This is a genomic window from Rhizobium albus (genome assembly GCA_030160035.1).
Classification (GTDB): domain Bacteria; phylum Pseudomonadota; class Alphaproteobacteria; order Rhizobiales; family Rhizobiaceae; genus Georhizobium; species Georhizobium albus.
In genome coordinates this window covers 1,056,614-1,072,270 of record BSNO01000001.1, presented here as the reverse complement: position 1 = coordinate 1,072,270, position 15,657 = coordinate 1,056,614, and the positions used below count along the sequence as shown (strand labels likewise).

16 protein-coding genes are annotated in these 15,657 nt (G+C 62.0%); 10 read left to right on the top strand and 6 right to left on the bottom strand.

All coding sequences use genetic code 11. The annotated features are described in order from the left end of the window. The first annotated feature begins 13 nt into the window (after positions 1–13). Both QQL76_RS05115 and QQL76_RS05110 read left to right on the top strand, forming a co-directional pair. Positions 14–2,527: an ATP-dependent helicase gene (locus tag QQL76_RS05115; protein ID WP_499206654.1), complete on the top strand. Its 2,514-nt coding sequence runs from the start codon at positions 14–16 to the stop codon at positions 2,525–2,527. Between the two features lie 104 nt (positions 2,528–2,631). Continuing rightward, positions 2,632–2,988, top strand: a complete 357-nt coding sequence (locus QQL76_RS05110) for a hypothetical protein (protein ID WP_499206653.1) — start codon at positions 2,632–2,634, stop codon at positions 2,986–2,988. Between the two features lie 65 nt (positions 2,989–3,053). Here QQL76_RS05110 and QQL76_RS05105 read toward each other — a convergent pair whose 3' ends face one another. Beyond that, on the bottom strand, positions 3,054–3,488 hold the full coding sequence (locus tag QQL76_RS05105) for a Ros/MucR family transcriptional regulator (protein ID WP_499207117.1): 435 nt from the start codon (positions 3,486–3,488) through the stop codon (positions 3,054–3,056). A gap of 377 nt (positions 3,489–3,865) precedes the next feature. Here QQL76_RS05105 and QQL76_RS05100 point away from each other — a divergent pair, with 377 nt between their 5' ends. The 4 genes from QQL76_RS05100 (at position 3,866) to QQL76_RS05085 (ending at position 7,518) form a co-directional block, all read left to right on the top strand. Further along, the gene (locus tag QQL76_RS05100; RefSeq protein WP_126009478.1) at positions 3,866–5,131 is read left to right on the top strand and encodes a PQQ-dependent sugar dehydrogenase; all 1,266 of its coding nucleotides are present in this window, start codon (positions 3,866–3,868) and stop codon (positions 5,129–5,131) included. 57 nt (positions 5,132–5,188) lie between these two features. Further along, on the top strand, positions 5,189–5,515 hold the full coding sequence (locus tag QQL76_RS05095) for a c-type cytochrome (RefSeq protein ID WP_499206652.1): 327 nt from the start codon (positions 5,189–5,191) through the stop codon (positions 5,513–5,515). A 67-nt stretch (positions 5,516–5,582) separates the two neighbouring features. Then, the gene (locus QQL76_RS05090; RefSeq protein WP_126009474.1) at positions 5,583–5,894 is read left to right on the top strand and encodes a polyhydroxyalkanoic acid system family protein; all 312 of its coding nucleotides are present in this window, start codon (positions 5,583–5,585) and stop codon (positions 5,892–5,894) included. A 100-nt stretch (positions 5,895–5,994) separates the two neighbouring features. Then, complete coding sequence (locus QQL76_RS05085) at positions 5,995–7,518, top strand: NAD-dependent succinate-semialdehyde dehydrogenase (protein ID WP_499206651.1); 1,524 nt, start codon at positions 5,995–5,997, stop codon at positions 7,516–7,518. Here the strand turns inward: QQL76_RS05085 and QQL76_RS05080 are convergent. Beyond that, positions 7,515–8,153, bottom strand: a complete 639-nt coding sequence (locus tag QQL76_RS05080) for an LbetaH domain-containing protein (protein ID WP_499206650.1) — start codon at positions 8,151–8,153, stop codon at positions 7,515–7,517. The genes QQL76_RS05085 and QQL76_RS05080 overlap by 4 nt on opposite strands. An 82-nt stretch (positions 8,154–8,235) precedes the next feature. Here QQL76_RS05080 and QQL76_RS05075 point away from each other — a divergent pair, with 82 nt between their 5' ends. From QQL76_RS05075 to QQL76_RS05065, 3 genes are all read left to right on the top strand, one after another. Further along, entirely contained in the window at positions 8,236–8,385 is a 150-nt protein-coding gene (locus tag QQL76_RS05075) for a hypothetical protein (protein ID WP_499206649.1), read from the top strand. Between the two features lie 98 nt (positions 8,386–8,483). Continuing rightward, a complete protein-coding gene (locus QQL76_RS05070) occupies positions 8,484–9,083 on the top strand; it encodes an SCO family protein (RefSeq protein WP_499206648.1) in 600 nt (199 codons plus the stop codon). A 32-nt stretch (positions 9,084–9,115) separates the two neighbouring features. Next, entirely contained in the window at positions 9,116–9,988 is an 873-nt protein-coding gene (locus QQL76_RS05065) for a 50S ribosomal protein L11 methyltransferase (protein WP_499206647.1), read from the top strand. Between the two features lie 35 nt (positions 9,989–10,023). On the opposite strand, the gene QQL76_RS05060 is transcribed toward QQL76_RS05065, so the two are convergent. Beyond that, positions 10,024–10,197 (bottom strand): hypothetical protein, encoded by a 174-nt coding sequence (locus tag QQL76_RS05060; protein WP_164527824.1) that lies wholly within the window; start codon positions 10,195–10,197, stop codon positions 10,024–10,026. A gap of 196 nt (positions 10,198–10,393) precedes the next feature. On the opposite strand from QQL76_RS05060, the gene QQL76_RS05055 reads away from it, so the two are divergent. After that, positions 10,394–12,223 carry an aminopeptidase P family protein gene (locus QQL76_RS05055; RefSeq protein ID WP_499206646.1) on the top strand — a complete coding sequence of 610 codons (1,830 nt, stop codon included), beginning with the start codon at positions 10,394–10,396 and terminating at the stop codon, positions 12,221–12,223. Positions 12,224–12,326: 103 nt separating this feature from the next. Here QQL76_RS05055 and QQL76_RS05050 read toward each other — a convergent pair whose 3' ends face one another. From QQL76_RS05050 to ligA, 3 genes are all read right to left on the bottom strand, one after another. Next, entirely contained in the window at positions 12,327–12,629 is a 303-nt protein-coding gene (locus QQL76_RS05050; RefSeq protein ID WP_499206645.1) for an AzlD family protein, read from the bottom strand. Beyond that, positions 12,629–13,363, bottom strand: coding sequence for an AzlC family ABC transporter permease (locus QQL76_RS05045; RefSeq protein ID WP_499206644.1), 735 nt, complete (start codon positions 13,361–13,363; stop codon positions 12,629–12,631). Before QQL76_RS05045 ends, QQL76_RS05050 begins: the two co-directional genes overlap by 1 nt. Before the next feature lie 162 nt (positions 13,364–13,525). Beyond that, entirely contained in the window at positions 13,526–15,655 is a 2,130-nt protein-coding gene (gene ligA, locus QQL76_RS05040) for an NAD-dependent DNA ligase LigA (RefSeq protein WP_499206643.1), read from the bottom strand. Positions 15,656–15,657: the final 2 nt, after the last annotated feature.

Genomic DNA, 15,657 nt, shown 5'->3' with positions numbered 1-15,657 from the left:
TACATTGGTGGCCATGATCGACAGCAGCGACGATATTCCGTTCTTCGGCGACAGCGAGCCGGTGAAGCGCCCCTCCGGGTTGGCAGCGCGCGCAATGGCCGCGCGCAATCAATCGGCACCGGCCCCCGACTATCTGATTGGCCTCAACCCCGAACAGCGACAGGCCGTCGTCACGACCGAAGGCCCCCTGCTGGTGCTCGCGGGTGCCGGCACGGGAAAGACGCGCGTGCTGACGACGCGCATCGCCCATATCCTTGCGACAGGCCTTGCCTTCCCGTCGCAGATCCTGGCGGTGACCTTCACCAACAAGGCTGCCCGCGAGATGAAGGAGCGGGTCGGCATGCTCGTCGGCGGTGCCGTCGAAGGCATGCCCTGGCTTGGCACCTTCCACTCGATCGGCGTGAAGCTTCTGCGCCGCCATGCCGAGCTTGTCGGGCTGCGCTCGGATTTCACCATTCTCGACACCGACGATGTCGTGCGCCTGATCAAGCAGTTGATTCAGGCCGAAGGTCTGGACGACAAGCGTTGGCCCGCGCGCCAGTTCGCGCAGATGATCGACGGCTGGAAGAACAAGGGTCTGGCGCCGCACGAGATTCCCGAAGGCGACGCACGTGCCTTTGCCAACGGCAAGGGCCGCGAGCTTTACGAAGCCTACCAGAACCGCTTGAAGACCCTGAATGCTTGCGATTTCGGCGATCTGCTCTGCCATCCGATCCGCATGCTGAGGGCGAATCCGGATGTGCTGGCGGAGTACCATCGCAAGTTCAAATATTTGCTGGTCGACGAGTATCAGGACACCAATACGGCCCAATATATGTGGCTGCGCCTGCTCGCCCAACGCCCCCAATCAAAGGAACCAGGCCAGCGCGGCGGCAGCGTCAATGTCTGCTGCGTCGGTGACGACGACCAGTCGATCTATGGCTGGCGTGGTGCCGAGGTGGACAACATCCTGCGCTTCGACAAGGATTTTCCGGGCGCGACCATTATCCGCCTGGAGCGCAATTACCGTTCGACAGAGCATATCCTCGGTGCAGCCGGCCATCTCATCGCGCACAATGAGGGGCGCCTGGGCAAGACGCTGTTCACCGAGCAGTCTGACCCGGAGCATGAAAAGGTTCAGGTTCACGCCGCCTGGGACTCCGAGGAAGAAGCCCGTGCGGTCGGCGAAACGATCGAGCAGCTGCAGCGCCCCGACGCCAATGGCCGCCGGCACAATCTGAACGACATGGCGATCCTCGTGCGCGCCTCGTTCCAGATGCGCGAATTCGAAGATCGCTTCGTGACGATGGGGTTGAACTACCGCGTCATCGGTGGCCCGCGCTTCTATGAGCGGCAGGAAATCCGCGATGCGATGGCCTATTTTCGCGCCGTCTGCCAACCTGCCGACGATCTCGCTTTCGAGCGGATCGTGAACGTGCCGAAGCGCGGCCTTGGCGACGCAACGATCCGCCAGCTGCACGATTACGCCCGCGCGCGGGACATCCCGATGATCGCCGCCGCGCGCGATCTCGTGGAGACCGAAGAACTGAAGCCTAAGGCGCGCAAGAGCCTGCGCGACGTGGTGGAGGGTTTCACCCGCTGGTCGGCAGCACTCGAAAACACGCCGCATACCGAGCTGGCCGAGCGTATCTTGGAGGAGTCCGGCTACACCGAGATGTGGCAGAACGACAAATCCGCCGAAGCGCCGGGTCGTTTGGAAAACCTCAAGGAACTCATCCGCTCGATGGATTTTTACGAGTCCATGCGCGGCTTCCTCGAACATGTCGCCCTCGTCATGGACGCCGAGCAGAACGAAGACATGGATGCCGTCAGCATCATGACGCTGCACTCGGCCAAGGGCCTGGAATTCGAAACGGTTTTCCTGCCGGGCTGGGAAGAAGGTCTCTTCCCGCATCAACGCTCGCTCGACGAAGGCGGTCGCTCCGGCCTCGAGGAAGAGCGGCGGCTCGCCTATGTGGGTCTGACGCGTGCAAAAAAACGTGCGCATCTCTGGTTCGTGTCCAACCGACGCATCCATGGGCTGTGGCAATCGACCATTCCATCGCGCTTTCTCGACGAGTTGCCGGAAGCCCACGTCGAGGTGGCCGAAGCGGAAATGTCCTATGGCGGCTACAATCGGTTTGGCGGCGGCTCGTCTGGCTTTTCGGCGGGTCGGCAGAACCCGTATGGCGCATCCCGTTTCGACAACCCGGAGATCTTCGCCTCCACCTACGAAACGCCTGGCTGGAAACGCGCCCAGGCGAACCGAACAGATGCCACAAGTCGCAACTGGGGCAGTCGCTCCGGCCATCAGGTGGAGCGTGTCGGTTATGGCGAAAGCGGGCCACGCGGCGTGCGCACGATCGAAGGCGAGCTCGTCGCAAAATCGACAACGGACACACCCAGCGCCTTCTCCATCGGCGATCGCGTCTTCCATATGAAGTTCGGCAACGGCAATGTCGCGGCGATCGAAGGCAACAAGCTGACGATCGATTTCGACAAGGCCGGCCAGAAGCGCGTGCTCGACGGCTTCGTCACACCCGTCTGAGCACAAATCTAAAAACGCCTTCCGCATCGGCCGTTGGAACCGGATGCGCGAAGGCGCGTTCTTGAGCACTTCATGCTAAAACAACTGCTTAAGGACCACCGATCATGAACCGTGCCCTTCCCATTCTGCTTGCCGCGCTCGTCGGCCTGGCTGCTTGCGGTGACGATCCCAGCCAGACCGGGAACGCCACGGCTCCCGGAGTCGAAGACAACGATACGTCGCGCGAAGCCGGCGAAGCCATGGACGCTATCGGCAATGCTGCGCGCGAAACGGGCGAAGCCGCCCGCTCCGCGGCCGAAGACGCGGCCGATGCCGTCGGCCCTGCCATCGATCGTGCGGGTGAAGCCGCACGTGATTTTCTGAATTCGGCCGAAGATACGGTGAATGACGCGACCCGCTCGGCAGCCTGCCAGACGGCACGTGCGGCCGAGGACGAGGAAGGCATTCGCGCCAACTGCTGACACAGATGACGCGAAGGCGGCCGCAGATGTGCGACCGCCTTTCGCATCGTCATGCTTGAGAAGATTTACTGGCTTTCGACTGCGCGCAGCGGCGGAGACGAGCGTGGGGCTTCGCGTCCCAATCCCATGGACTTTGCCAGTTGGGAACGCTTTGCGGCGTAATTCGGTGCGACCATCGGGTAATCGGCGGGAAGACCCCAACGAGCGCGGTACTCTTCGGGTGAAAGACCGTATTGTGCAGCCAGATGTCGCTTCAGCGATTTGAACCGGCGGCCGTCTTCCAAGGAAATGATGTATTCCGGAGTCACCGATTTAGCGACGGGGACAGCCGGCACAAGCGGCTCGGCGGGCACTTCGCCGGCGGCGAGTTGATCGAGCGATGCATAGACGTTTTGCAGCAGAGCCGCCAATTCAGAGGACGGAATGGAATGTTTGCCGACATATGCGCTCACGATCGCGCCTGTCAGTCTTAGTTTATTTTCATTATCAATCTCGGACATGCCGGGACTCCCAATATGACGCAGCATTCCGTTTCAGAGTACTCGTCACAGTTTAGCCGCCCAGCCCGACAGCATAGATTTTATCACCAGCCCCCATGGTTTGACACCCATCAAATATAGCAGGTTACCAAAGGTTTATCTTGAACAGGCCTGCGTGGGCGAGCGGTCCCGATTCGGCACATCCCAAGCCAGTGTTTCGCAGGATGAGCGCGCCTGCCCCAAGAAGAGCGCCGAATCAGAAGGCGCACATCCATTTCCGTGCGACGGCGCTGACCCGCGCTTGTACCAAAGCGGCAGAATTACCGCCTTGACGGGTTGTGCAATCTGGCCGCTAATTCTTGCACCCGGTGGTGGAGCACCGGTCTTGGGAGGAAAACATGAAGACCAGATTGATCTGTGCCGCCTTGGCGGCAAGCGCTGCCTATTGCGTGCCCGCTTTCGCACAATCCAACGACACGCTGGAGCGGCTTGGCAGCTTCCGCACCACCGGCACCACCGAGTTCATTACCGTCGATCAGAACAGCGAAAGTGCCGATGCGATCCGCTCGACGCTCGAGCGCATCGAACTTCCCGACGGGTTCTCCATCGATCTCTATGCCCTCGTGCCGGATGCCCGTCACATGGCCGTTGGACCGCAGGGCATCGTCGTCTTCGTCGGCACCCGCAAGACCGAAGTCTGGGCCGTCACCGATCGCGACAAGAACCGTGTTGCCGACGAAGTGAAGAATTTCGCGCCGTCGCTCGCCAAGGCGATCCCGAACGGGCCCTGCTTCTCTCCTGAGGGCGTGCTGTTCATCGCCGAGCAGAACCGCGTTCTGCAGTACCCGGCCGCTGAATTCTTCTACGAGAGCCCGGACGTCGTCGCCGTCCCGGTCATCGCCGATGGTGAACTCGTGCCGGAAGAGGAAGTCAGCTACAACCACACCGCGCGCGTCTGCGACATCGGGCCGGACGGCAAGCTCTACGTGTCGCTCGGCCAGCCCTACAACGTGCCGCCGGCTGAAAAGATGGATCTCTACAACGAGCAAGGCATCGGCGGCATCATTCGCGTCAACCAGGATGGCTCGGATCGCGAAGTCTACACCCACGGCGTGCGCAACTCCGTCGGCCAGGATTTCCACCCCGAGAGCGGCGAACTTTGGTTCACAGATAACCAAGTCGACGGCATGGGCGACGACATCCCGCCCGGTGAGATCAACCGCCAGACCGAAGCCGGCCAGAACTTCGGCTTCCCCTGGTATGGCGGCGGATCGATCCGCACCAACGAATACAAGGATGCCGAGATCCCTGCAGACGTCGTGATGCCCGTCGTCGAGATGCAAGCGCACGCAGCCGATCTCGGGATGATGTTCTACTCCGGAAACCAGTTTCCGGACGAGTACAAGAACGGCATCTTCTCGGCTCAACACGGCTCCTGGAACCGCACCGAGCCCGTCGGCGCCCGCGTGATGTTCACCCCCGTCGATGCCGAAGGCAATGTCGGCGAGACCGTACCGTTCGCCGAGGGTTGGCTCGACGAGAACGGGGAATATCTCGGCCGTCCGGTGGATGTAGCGCAGCTGAGGGACGGGTCCATTCTCGTCTCGGATGACCTGGCAGGCGCGATCTACCGCATCTCCTACGAGGCACCGCAGGCACAGTAATGCGTTCTGGCGGCGGGCAGATCATGCTCGCCGCCATTCTCAGCCAGGATTGAAAACATGCGTTACATCGTTGCTTTATCGGCACTTATCGCTGCCTGCTCTATCGCCTCCCCCTCACTTGCGCAGGATGCAGCATCAGGCCGCACGTTGGCTGGCCAGTGCCGGACATGCCATGGTCTCGACGGCATCGCGCAAATCCCAATCGCGCCGAACCTCGCCGGCGAAAGCCAGATTTATCTCGAAAAGCAGCTGAAGGCCTTTCGCAGTGGCGAGCGCGAAAATGAGATGATGAGCGTGGTTGCCAAGAACCTGACGGACGAACAGATATCGGATCTGTCGGCCTGGTATGCCTCCATCAAGATCACCGCGACGATGCCTGAATGAGACTTGCGATCCAGCGCCAAAATCGCCACATGCGATAGATACCGTTTACGCGAGGCGCTTGGATACCATGGCAGAGACCGTCACCGTCGAGATCCCCCACCGTTTGACGAAGCTTGAGGCACGCCAGCGGCTGGAAGGCGGTCTGCAGCGTGTTCACGAGCAGGTGGCCGGTCGCGCCGTGAACGTCGAGCAGGAATGGTCCGGCGATCATCTCGATTTCAAAGCCGGCATGATGGGCCAGACGATATCGGGTCGCCTCGACGTCGAGGACAACGTCGTCAAGCTCGAGCTCGACTTGCCATGGCTCCTCGCCTCGCTCGCCACCACGATCAAGGGCCGGCTTCAGAAGGAGGGCACGCTACTTCTCGAAAAGAAGTAGCGCACGCCCTTCCAAGTCGATTTGCCGCCAAGGGTTGTGCCCCATGGCCGCTTCCTGCAGTCTTGCGCCCGATTTCAGGCCAGACAGCGAGGAAGACCATATGATCGACCAGACGTCGACGCTCACCTCTGCGAACTCCACCGCGAATGGGCAAACCGACATCACGCCAAACGGCTTCAAGCTTGCCGACCCCGATCTCTATCGGGACCGTTCGTTCGTCGGCGGCCGATGGATCGACGGCCAGGACGGTGCAACGCTGGACGTCCGGAACCCTGCCAACGGATCGACCATCGCCACCTTCCAGGTCCTAGGCCCCGATGGCGCGAGTGCAGCTGTCGATGCCGCAGACACTGCCTTCGGTGCTTGGGCCGACCTTCTCCCCCAGGACCGCATGGCGATCCTGCGGCGCTGGTACGACCTCGTCCTCGCGAACAAGGAAGACCTCGCCCGCATCATGGTGCTGGAACAGGGAAAACCGATCTCCGAAGCCCGAGGCGAGATCGATTACGGCGCATCCTTCATCGAGTTCTTTGCCGAGGAAGCCCGACGTCCCGACATCATGAGCGTGACCTCGCATCTACCCTCGGCAGAAGTCGAGGTCTGGCGCGAGCCGGTCGGTGTGGCAGCACTCGTCACGCCATGGAACTTCCCCATCGCCATGATCACCCGCAAGGCCGCTGCAGCGCTTTCAGTCGGCTGCACCGTCGTGATCCATCCCTCCAAGGAAACGCCGATCTCGGCCTTGGCGCTCGCCGTTCTGGCAGAGCGCGCCGGCTTTCCGGCAGGCGTGTTCAATGTTGCCATCGGCGAGCCGGCACCGATCGTCGGAACCTGGACGAGCGACGCGCGGGTCAGAGCGCTGTCCTTCACGGGATCGACCGAAATCGGTCGGTTGCTCTATGAGCAAAGCGCGCCGACCATCAAGCGGCTGAGCCTGGAACTTGGCGGTCATGCACCATTCATCGTCTTCGCCGACGCTGATCTCGACAAGGCCGTCGACGAGGCGATCAAGGCCAAATTTGCGACATCCGGACAGGACTGTCTCGGTGCCAATCGCTTCTATGTCGAACGCCCGGTCTATGACGCATTCTGCGAGCGCTTTGCCGAGCGCACGAAGGCGCTGACCGTCGGTTCCGGCATGGACGATCCCGACATCGGACCGCTGATGAACGAGGCTGCAATCGCAAAGCAGGTCGAACAGGTCGAAGACGCCCGTATCAAAGGTGCGAAAGTACTGTGCGGCGGCCATAAACACGAAGCCGGTCCCCTCTTCTTCGAACCGACCGTGCTCGCCGACGTCCCGGCCGATGCCAAGATCATGAGCGAGGAAACCTTTGGCCCGGTCGCCGCCATCACGGCATTCGACAGCGAGGACGAAGTGGTGCGAGCGGCAAACGCCACGGAATACGGGCTGATCGCCTATGTCCACACGATGAAGCCTGCCCGCATCTACCGGCTGTCGCGCAAGCTGCAATACGGTATGATCGGGGTGAACAGAACGAAAGTGACCGGCGCGCCAATCCCATTTGGCGGCATGAAGCAATCCGGCCTCGGCCGCGAAGGTTCACGCCATGGCATTGAGGCGTTCTCCGACGTCAAATATGTCTGCCGCGACTGGTCCTAACCACCAGCGACTTCCCATTTGTCGAGAAAGTCTTCGATCGCGAGCATCTGCATGTCCGCAATGGCGGCGTGCAGGCGTTCATCCGGCCAGTCCCACCAGGCGAGAGCCAGCAGCCGATCGATGATCGCTTTCTCGAACCGTGTCCGGAGCGGCTTGGCAGGCATGCCGGCGACGATTGTATAGGGGTCGACGTCGCGCGTGACGACGGCGTTTGCGCCGACCACCGCACCCGTTCCGATCGTGACACCAGGCATCACCACGGCTCCGTGGCCGATCCACACGTCATGGCCGATCGTCACACGTTTCGAGCGGCGACGATCGCGAAACCCATAATCGATGCCGTGAAAGCGGAAGAACTCGTTCGGGCGATAGGTCACTTTGTGCGTGGTGACCCGCTCCATCGGATGTTCGAGCGCGTTGATCCGCACATTGGCGGCTATCGAGCAAAACCGACCGACATCGGTATAGATCGCTTCGCCGTGACGCTCGAAATAGGAGTAGTTGCCGACGGTTACGTCGCGCATCACGACGCGTTCTCCGATCACCACGAACCGGCCAAACGTGCAGTCCTGCACGGTGGCGCTGCCGTGCACCTTGGGCGTCGGGTCCTTGAGGAGGTCATCGTGATCGTCCATGGCCGGCGTTTATTTGCTTCACCGAGCATCGGCAAGTGCACCCTGTCTGGCGCAAGCCCTTGAGCCGCGCTAATCTAGCGCCATGGACGGAACCAACATCAACAATCGCGTGCTGATCGTCGCGATCGCCTTCTCGGCGATCATGACAGGGGCAGCCTTTGCCGGCTGGTCGGCCTATGGCACGGACATGTTCGTTGCGATGGTCCAGAACGGTCTCGCATGGTGCCTGTAGCGCGGTTGTGAACGGCTGCGCCCATTTATCCTACTGACATTGCAGGGATCTGCCTTTAGATCAGGCTCGAAACAAAGCCGCTGAAGGCATCGACGCGCATGGTTTTCTTCCGCACGGCCCTTTGGGCACTGGTCATCATCTTCGCTGGCGTTCTCGCCTGGGTGAGCTATCAGTTTACCCGCACCGCCGGGCCGGGCGGCGAGGAGCCCTATGGCGTGGACTTCGCGCTCGTGGACGCATCGGGCCAGGAGATCACTGAGGAAGCTTTCCGTGGTCAGCCGACAGCCCTCTTCTTCGGCTTCACCCACTGCCCAGACGTCTGCCCGACGACGCTTTTCGAACTCGATGGCTGGATGCAGCAGGTCGACCCCGAGGGTGACGACCTCAACGCCTACATGGTGACGGTCGATCCGGAACGGGATACGCCGGAGCTTCTGTCTGGCTATCTCTCCAACGTTTCCGATCGCATCGGCGGCATCACCGGCGAGCCGGGCGCGGTCGCCGAGATGGTGCAGGGCTTCAACGTTTACGCACGCAAGGTCCCGCTCGACGAGAACGATCCAGACGGCGACTACACGATGGACCATACGGCATCGGTATTCCTGCTGGATGAAAACGGCCGCTTCCGCTCCACCATCGCCTATGGCGAAAATGCCGACACGGCTGTACAGAAACTGCGCAATCTCATCGGCGGCTGAGCTGAAAAGCGACGCCCGGACGCAGGATCTTCATGTCGCAAAAGCGCCTCTTCGTGAAAACGAGCGAAACTGAAGCTTCGCGCATCCTCGACATTCTCTCGAACGCCTTCGAAGAGGACGGTTTTCCGGTCGCCACGTCGGAAATCGATGAGAAGGCGGATGTCTGGGAGGCCTCGATCTACGCCGACGAGGGTGAGATCGCGGATTTGCGCGAACGGGTGGCTGCGGTGCTCGAGCCCGATTTCGGCACTTTGCCGATTGAATACGAAGACGTTCCGGATATCGACTGGGTCAGCAAGTCTCTGGAAGGCTTGAAGCCCGTGCGCGCCGGACGTTTCCTGGTGCATGGCTCGCACGACCGCGCCGCGATCAGGCCAGGTGATCTCCCGATCGAGATCGATGCCGGCCAGGCTTTCGGCACGGGTCATCATGGCACCACGTCCGGTTGTCTGGAGATGATCGATGAGGTGGTGCGGCGGAGCAAGCCGAAGCGCGCGCTTGATCTCGGGACCGGCAGCGGTGTTCTCGCCATAGCCGTCGCGCAGCTATGCAACGCGCGTGTCGTCGCGACCGATATCGATCCGATTGCGGTGAAAATCGCGGCAGAAAATGCCGCGCTGAACGAAGTCGGTGCACGCATCAAGATGCGCACGGCACCCGGTTTTCAGGCGCGAATCTTCAAGGACGAAGGCCCGTTCGACCTCATCGTCGCCAACATTCTGGCAAGACCGCTGATCTCGATGGCTCCCGAGCTGGTGCGCCATCTCGCACCCGGCGGCAGCGTGATCCTGTCGGGCATTCTTGCAGAACAGCGCTGGAAAGTGCTGTCCGCCTATAACGGCCAAGCCCTCGCCCACAGAAAGACGTTGTGGCGCGAGGGCTGGGTCACTTTGCATTTGAGCTGAGGCCTGCCGGAGGCTCCGCTTTCACCAGTTCAAGATTAGAACGGGAAAGAAGAAGAGCCTTCGCGAACCATGTCTTCGCGGCGGCGACCGAGCGTCTTCAGCGTTTCGTCGTCGAACGACAGCAGAGCGCCGTTGACGTAGCGGCGCACCTGGCGCTCACGAGCTTCGATGACGCGATCGAATGCAGTACGGAAAATGTTCTTGGCCATGTCGGTGTCCTTTGGTCCGGCGTTGCTTGGCCTCCCATGCTTCTCAAGATAGAGATTCGTTTCGGTTGTGGCAGGGCCCAAGGTGCATGGGAGCCTTGCATTTATCGCAACTGCGAAGCCGTCATGCTGCAACGCAATATTAACGATGGCCCGGTTTGCCAGCAGGCGGGTGCCATCTCAGGTCGAAGGTTGGACCATGTTTCAGAATTTCTCCGTGCTTTCGTCGCCGGAAACAGGAAAAGATCGCGTTGCGAGACTGCGCGGAAAATTCGACGAGCACGGCATCGATGCCTTCATCATTCCGCGCGCCGATGAATTCCAGGGCGAATATGTGCCGGCGTCTGCAGCACGCCTGCAATGGCTCACGGGCTTCACCGGCTCCGCCGGCGCCTGCGTGGTGACCCGGAATGAAGCCTTCATCTTCGTCGATGGCCGATACACGACCCAGGTTCGCATCCAGGCCGACATGGACGTCTTCCAGCCCATGGACCTCGTGGACAACCCGCCGCCGGAATGGATCAACGGCAACGCGCCGGCCGGCATGCGCATCGGCTACGACCCATGGCTTCACACGACGGGCGAAGTCGCACGCCTGGAAAAGGCAGCGAAGTCGTCAGGCGCCGCGCTGGTTGCCGTTTCCTCCAATCCACTCGATGCAGTCTGGGACGATCGGCCGGCCGCGCCCGTGGGGCGGGTGTCGATCCAGTCGCGCGATCATGCCGGCAAGCTCGCGCATGACAAGATCGCCGAGATCGATGCGGCGGTCACGGCCAGGAAGGCCGATGCCTTCGTCATGACCGATCCGTCCTCCGTCGCCTGGGCCTTCAATATCCGCGGCGCCGACGTGCCGCACACGCCGCATCCCCTCGCCCGTGCGATCTTCCAGCCCGGACAGCGCCCGCAGCTCTTCATCGAGGACGCTAAGCTCGGTATCGAGGAGAAGGCCTATCTCACGCAACTGTCGGACCTGAAGGCGCCGGAGGGCTTTGCCGCTGCACTCAATAGCCTCGGCAAGAATGCCGCCAAGGTGCTCGTCGATCCTGCTCTGACGCCAAAGGCAATCGCCACGGCCATCACCGCGGCCGGGGGCAGGCTTGTGGAGGATGCCGACCCTGCCCGCCTGCCCCGCGCCGTGAAGAACGCGGTGGAGATTTCCGGATCGCAACGCGCACATCTGGTCGACGGTGCGGCGATGGTGACGTTCCTTGCCTGGCTCGACGGCCAGCAGCCGGGCTCGCTCGATGAGATCACTGTGGCGAAGACACTCGAAGCGACCCGCAGCCGGATCGGCCAGAGCCACCAGCTGCCGCTGAAAGACGTCTCGTTCGAAACGATCTCCGGTGCCGGGCCGAACGGCGCGATCATCCACTACCGTGTCAACGAACAGACCAACCGTAAGCTCGAGGCGGGCGAACTGTTCCTGCTCGATTCCGGCGGGCAATATGTGTCAGGCACGACCGACATTACCCGCACCGTGGCGATCGGTACGCCGACGGATGAGATGCGGCGCTTCTTCACGCTGGTGTTGAAGGGCATGATCGCCATCTCGGTCGCGCGGTTTCCCGAAAACACCAAGGGCAGTGAGCTCGACCCGCTCGCCCGCATCGCGCTCTGGAAGGCCGGCGCTGATTTCGGCCATGGCACCGGCCACGGCGTCGGGTCATATCTGTCGGTGCACGAAGGCCCGCAATCGATCTCGCGGCGTGGCACGCAGGCTCTTCTACCTGGCATGATCTTGTCCAACGAGCCCGGCTACTACCGCGAGGGCGCGTTCGGCATCCGCATCGAGAACCTGATCTACGTCCACGAGCCTCGCGCGATCGAGGGCGGTGACAAGCCGATGCTCGGCTTCGAAACGCTGACGCTTTGCCCCATCGACCGCAGGCTCGTCGAACCAACGCTCCTGACGGAAGAGGAGCACACCTGGCTGAATGCCTACCACGCCCGCGTTCGCCACGAACTCACGCCGATGCTGGAAAGCGCAGAAGACCGCGCTTGGCTCGACGCTGCGACAGCGCCGCTCTGATCAGCCGATCAAAGCGTTTCCAGGTGAAGTGGATACCCTCACCGTTCGGAAACGCGCCAGATCAGAAACTTGATGTGATTGAGCTTATCAAAGATAAGCGAAATCACATTAAGGCGCGCAGTGCCACCACGATCGCCGTGCCGATGAAGACGGTCGCCAGCATCGGCAGGCGCAATCCGATGAGGATCGCGGCGGCCATGGTCAGGGCTTCTGCCGTGCCGTTGAAGACGGCGGCCGGCGCAAAGAGCGTCGTGAGAACGGCTGCCGGAACTGCGTTGAGCGCCGCTTCGACTCGCGGATGCAGCCGTTCGAATCGCGACAGGATCAGATGACCGCCAATCCGCGTCGCATAGGTTGCGAGCGCGGCAGCGAGAATGATCCAGACATTGACGCTGAAGCCGTCCATCACCGAGAAGCCTCGCTGCCGACGGGGGCCTTCATGTTCTGTGTCGGCCGCGTGTCCGCGATGATCGCCGCAACCGCGATGCCGATGATCGCACCGATCGAGACGTGCCAGGGCGAACCGATGAAATGGAAGCCGGCGATCGATCCGAGCGCGCTCGCAAGCACCACAGGCAGCCAATTTTTGCGCGAGCGAAACCCGAGCACGAGTGCCATGAAGTAAAGCGGCAGAAGGAAGTCGATGCCGAATTCTTCGGGGTTTTCGATCAAGCCGCCGAAGACGGCGCCGAGATAGCCCTCCGCCACCCAGGACAGATAGACCGGCAGGCCGATTCCGAGATACCAGGCAAACGTCATCGACTTGCCGGCTTCGCTGCGCCTCTCGGTCTCGGCATAGACCGGATCGATGAGCAGGAAGAACGCAACCGCCTTCTGCCACAGTGAGAAGTGGCTGATGCGACGCCCGACCGCTGCCGAATAGAGAACGTGGCGGAAGTTGACCGCGAAGATCGACAGCACGATCAGCCAGGGAGCGGCCGATCCGTTGAAGAGATCGATGCCGACCATCTGGCTGGCGCCCGCATAGATCGTCGCGCTCATCAGCACCGCCTCGCCGACGGTCAAACCGTTGTCGACCGCGAGCGCTCCGAACAGGAGGCCGAAGGGTGCGGCGGCCACCACCACCGGAACGCACTGGCGCATACCGGCGAGGAAATCGCGCTTGAACGAGACGGTCATGATGGTCCGATCGAGAATATCAGCGGAGGCGAGGTTTCGTCCGTGAAACCCCGAAACGGCGCACGGCCGTGAGCATGCGCACTATCTTTCCGTCGCCATGGTCAAGTCAAATGAAAAGGCCTGACGCTCGTTTGCATATTGCTGATGCTAACATGCCCGTTCTCAGGCGCCGATCAGCGTGAACCAGCCATCCTCGTCGGTCGTCTCCACGCCCAGTTCCTGCGCCTTTTTCAGCTTCGATCCAGCGCCCGGGCCCGCGACCAGAAGATCGGTTTTCGCGGAGACCGAACCGGCGACTTTCGCGCCGAGCCGCTCGGCCATCGCCTTGGCCTCGTCGCGCGTCATCCGCTCCAGAGCACCCGTGAAGACCACTGTCTTGCCGGCAACAGGAGAATCGCTTTGCGGCTTCTCCGCCTCCTCCACGGTGAGTTCCGCGACGAGCGCCTCGACCATCGCGACATTGTGCGCCTCGCCGAAAAAGCGGCCGACAGCGTCGATGACGGCGGGGCCGATATCGTCCAGAGCGTCCATCTCTTCGCGTGCCTGCGCATCGCCAGCCGCAACCGCGTGCGCGGCCTGCTGGAACCCGTCCCAGTTTCCGTAAGCCCGCGCGAGCGTCTTTGCGGTCGATTCCCCCACATGCCTGATGCCGAGCGAGAAGATCAGCCTTTCGAGCGGCACCGTCCGGCGTGCTTCGATCGCATCGAAAAGCTTCTGCGCCGAGGTGGCGCCATAGCCTTCGCGGTTCTTGAGCTTGCGCAGGTCTTCGGCAGCATCACGCGCCTTCAGCGTGAAGATGTCCGCGGGCTGGCGCACGAAGAGCGTCTCGTCGTCGAAGAAATACTCGATCTGCTTCTCGCCGAGGCCGTCGATGTCGAACGCCTTGCGCGACACAAAGTGCTTCAGATGCTCCTTGCGCTGATAGGGACACGCAAATTCGCCCGAGCACCGGCGTACCACGCCCTCGGCGCCGCCTGCCGTCTCTTCGCGCACGATCGGCGTCTTGAGGTGACAGGGGCAAACGGTCGGAAACTCGAACGCCACCGCATCTTCCGGGCTCTTCTCGACCCGCAGCACCTGCGGGATGACGTCGCCGGCCCGCTGGATCTCGACCGTATCGCCGATCTTGACGCCGAGCCGGGCGATCTCCTCGGCATTGTGGAGCGTCGCGTTGGTCACGACCACGCCGCCGACGGTGACCGGTTCCAGCCGTGCGACCGGCGTCAGCGCGCCGGTGCGGCCGACCTGGATGTCGATGGCGTTGAGGATCGTGAAGGCCTTCTCGGCCGGAAATTTGTGCGCGATTGCCCAGCGCGGCGAGCGTGACACGAAGCCAAGCCGCTGTTGCAGCGCGATCTCGTCCACCTTGTAGACGACGCCATCGATGTCATAGGGCAGTTCGGCGCGCACCCGCTCAATCGCGTGATAATGCTCCAGCATCGCATCGACGGTTGAGAGCCGCCGCATCAGATCATTGGTGCGAAAGCCGTATTCGGCGAGGGTTTCGACCATGGCATACTGGGTATCGGCTGGCAGTCCGGGCAGCACCTCGCCCCAGGCATAGGCGAAGAACTTGAGCGAGCGCTCGGCCGTAAGCGAGGCGTCAAGCTGGCGCAGCGACCCTGCAGCCGTGTTGCGCGGATTGACGTAGGTTTGCTTTCCGAGTTCCGCCTGGCGCTGGTTGAGCGCGACGAAATCATCGCGCGTCATATAGACCTCACCGCGCACTTCCAGCACGGCCGGCGCGCCTTTTGGCAGCGTGGTGGGGATGTCCTTGATCGTGCGGGCATTGGGCGTGACGTTTTCGCCAACGGCACCGTTGCCGCGCGTGGCCGCCGTGACCAGTTCGCCGTCTTCGTAGCGCAGGGAGAGCGACAGGCCGTCGATCTTCGGCTCGGCCGTGAAGGCCAGTTCGGTTTCGGCGCCAATCCGCAGGAATCGCCGCACCCGTTCGACGAAATCGGACACGTCCTCGTCGGAAAAGGCGTTGTCGAGTGACAGCATGCCGACGCGGTGGACCACCTTGCCGAAGCCCGATGCCGCTTCCGCGCCCACCTTGTCGGACGGCGCCTCGGCAGGCTTCAAATGCGGGAAATGGGCTTCGATCGCGAGATAGCGCTGCTTCAGCGCATCGTAATCTGCATCCGAGATGACCGGAGCGTCTTCCTGGTGGTAGCGCTTGTCATGCTCGGCAAGTTCCGCCGAGATTCTTTGTAGAAGTTCGGCGGCCTCGGTTTCGTCCATCTTGTCGACCGGGGTCTTGCGGACATTCGGATCGAACGAGGTCGGCATCT

Coding starts and splice junctions, on each gene's coding strand:
- QQL76_RS05115 (WP_499206654.1), top strand. CDS start 14: ATGATCGACAGCAGCGACGATATTCCGTTCTTCGGCGACAGCGAGCCG.
- QQL76_RS05110 (WP_499206653.1), top strand. CDS start 2,632: ATGAACCGTGCCCTTCCCATTCTGCTTGCCGCGCTCGTCGGCCTGGCT.
- QQL76_RS05105 (WP_499207117.1), bottom strand. CDS start 3,488: ATGTCCGAGATTGATAATGAAAATAAACTAAGACTGACAGGCGCGATC.
- QQL76_RS05100 (WP_126009478.1), top strand. CDS start 3,866: ATGAAGACCAGATTGATCTGTGCCGCCTTGGCGGCAAGCGCTGCCTAT.
- QQL76_RS05095 (WP_499206652.1), top strand. CDS start 5,189: ATGCGTTACATCGTTGCTTTATCGGCACTTATCGCTGCCTGCTCTATC.
- QQL76_RS05090 (WP_126009474.1), top strand. CDS start 5,583: ATGGCAGAGACCGTCACCGTCGAGATCCCCCACCGTTTGACGAAGCTT.
- QQL76_RS05085 (WP_499206651.1), top strand. CDS start 5,995: ATGATCGACCAGACGTCGACGCTCACCTCTGCGAACTCCACCGCGAAT.
- QQL76_RS05080 (WP_499206650.1), bottom strand. CDS start 8,153: ATGGACGATCACGATGACCTCCTCAAGGACCCGACGCCCAAGGTGCAC.
- QQL76_RS05075 (WP_499206649.1), top strand. CDS start 8,236: ATGGACGGAACCAACATCAACAATCGCGTGCTGATCGTCGCGATCGCC.
- QQL76_RS05070 (WP_499206648.1), top strand. CDS start 8,484: ATGGTTTTCTTCCGCACGGCCCTTTGGGCACTGGTCATCATCTTCGCT.
- QQL76_RS05065 (WP_499206647.1), top strand. CDS start 9,116: ATGTCGCAAAAGCGCCTCTTCGTGAAAACGAGCGAAACTGAAGCTTCG.
- QQL76_RS05060 (WP_164527824.1), bottom strand. CDS start 10,197: ATGGCCAAGAACATTTTCCGTACTGCATTCGATCGCGTCATCGAAGCT.
- QQL76_RS05055 (WP_499206646.1), top strand. CDS start 10,394: ATGTTTCAGAATTTCTCCGTGCTTTCGTCGCCGGAAACAGGAAAAGAT.
- QQL76_RS05050 (WP_499206645.1), bottom strand. CDS start 12,629: ATGGACGGCTTCAGCGTCAATGTCTGGATCATTCTCGCTGCCGCGCTC.
- QQL76_RS05045 (WP_499206644.1), bottom strand. CDS start 13,363: ATGACCGTCTCGTTCAAGCGCGATTTCCTCGCCGGTATGCGCCAGTGC.
- ligA (WP_499206643.1), bottom strand. CDS start 15,655: ATGCCGACCTCGTTCGATCCGAATGTCCGCAAGACCCCGGTCGACAAG.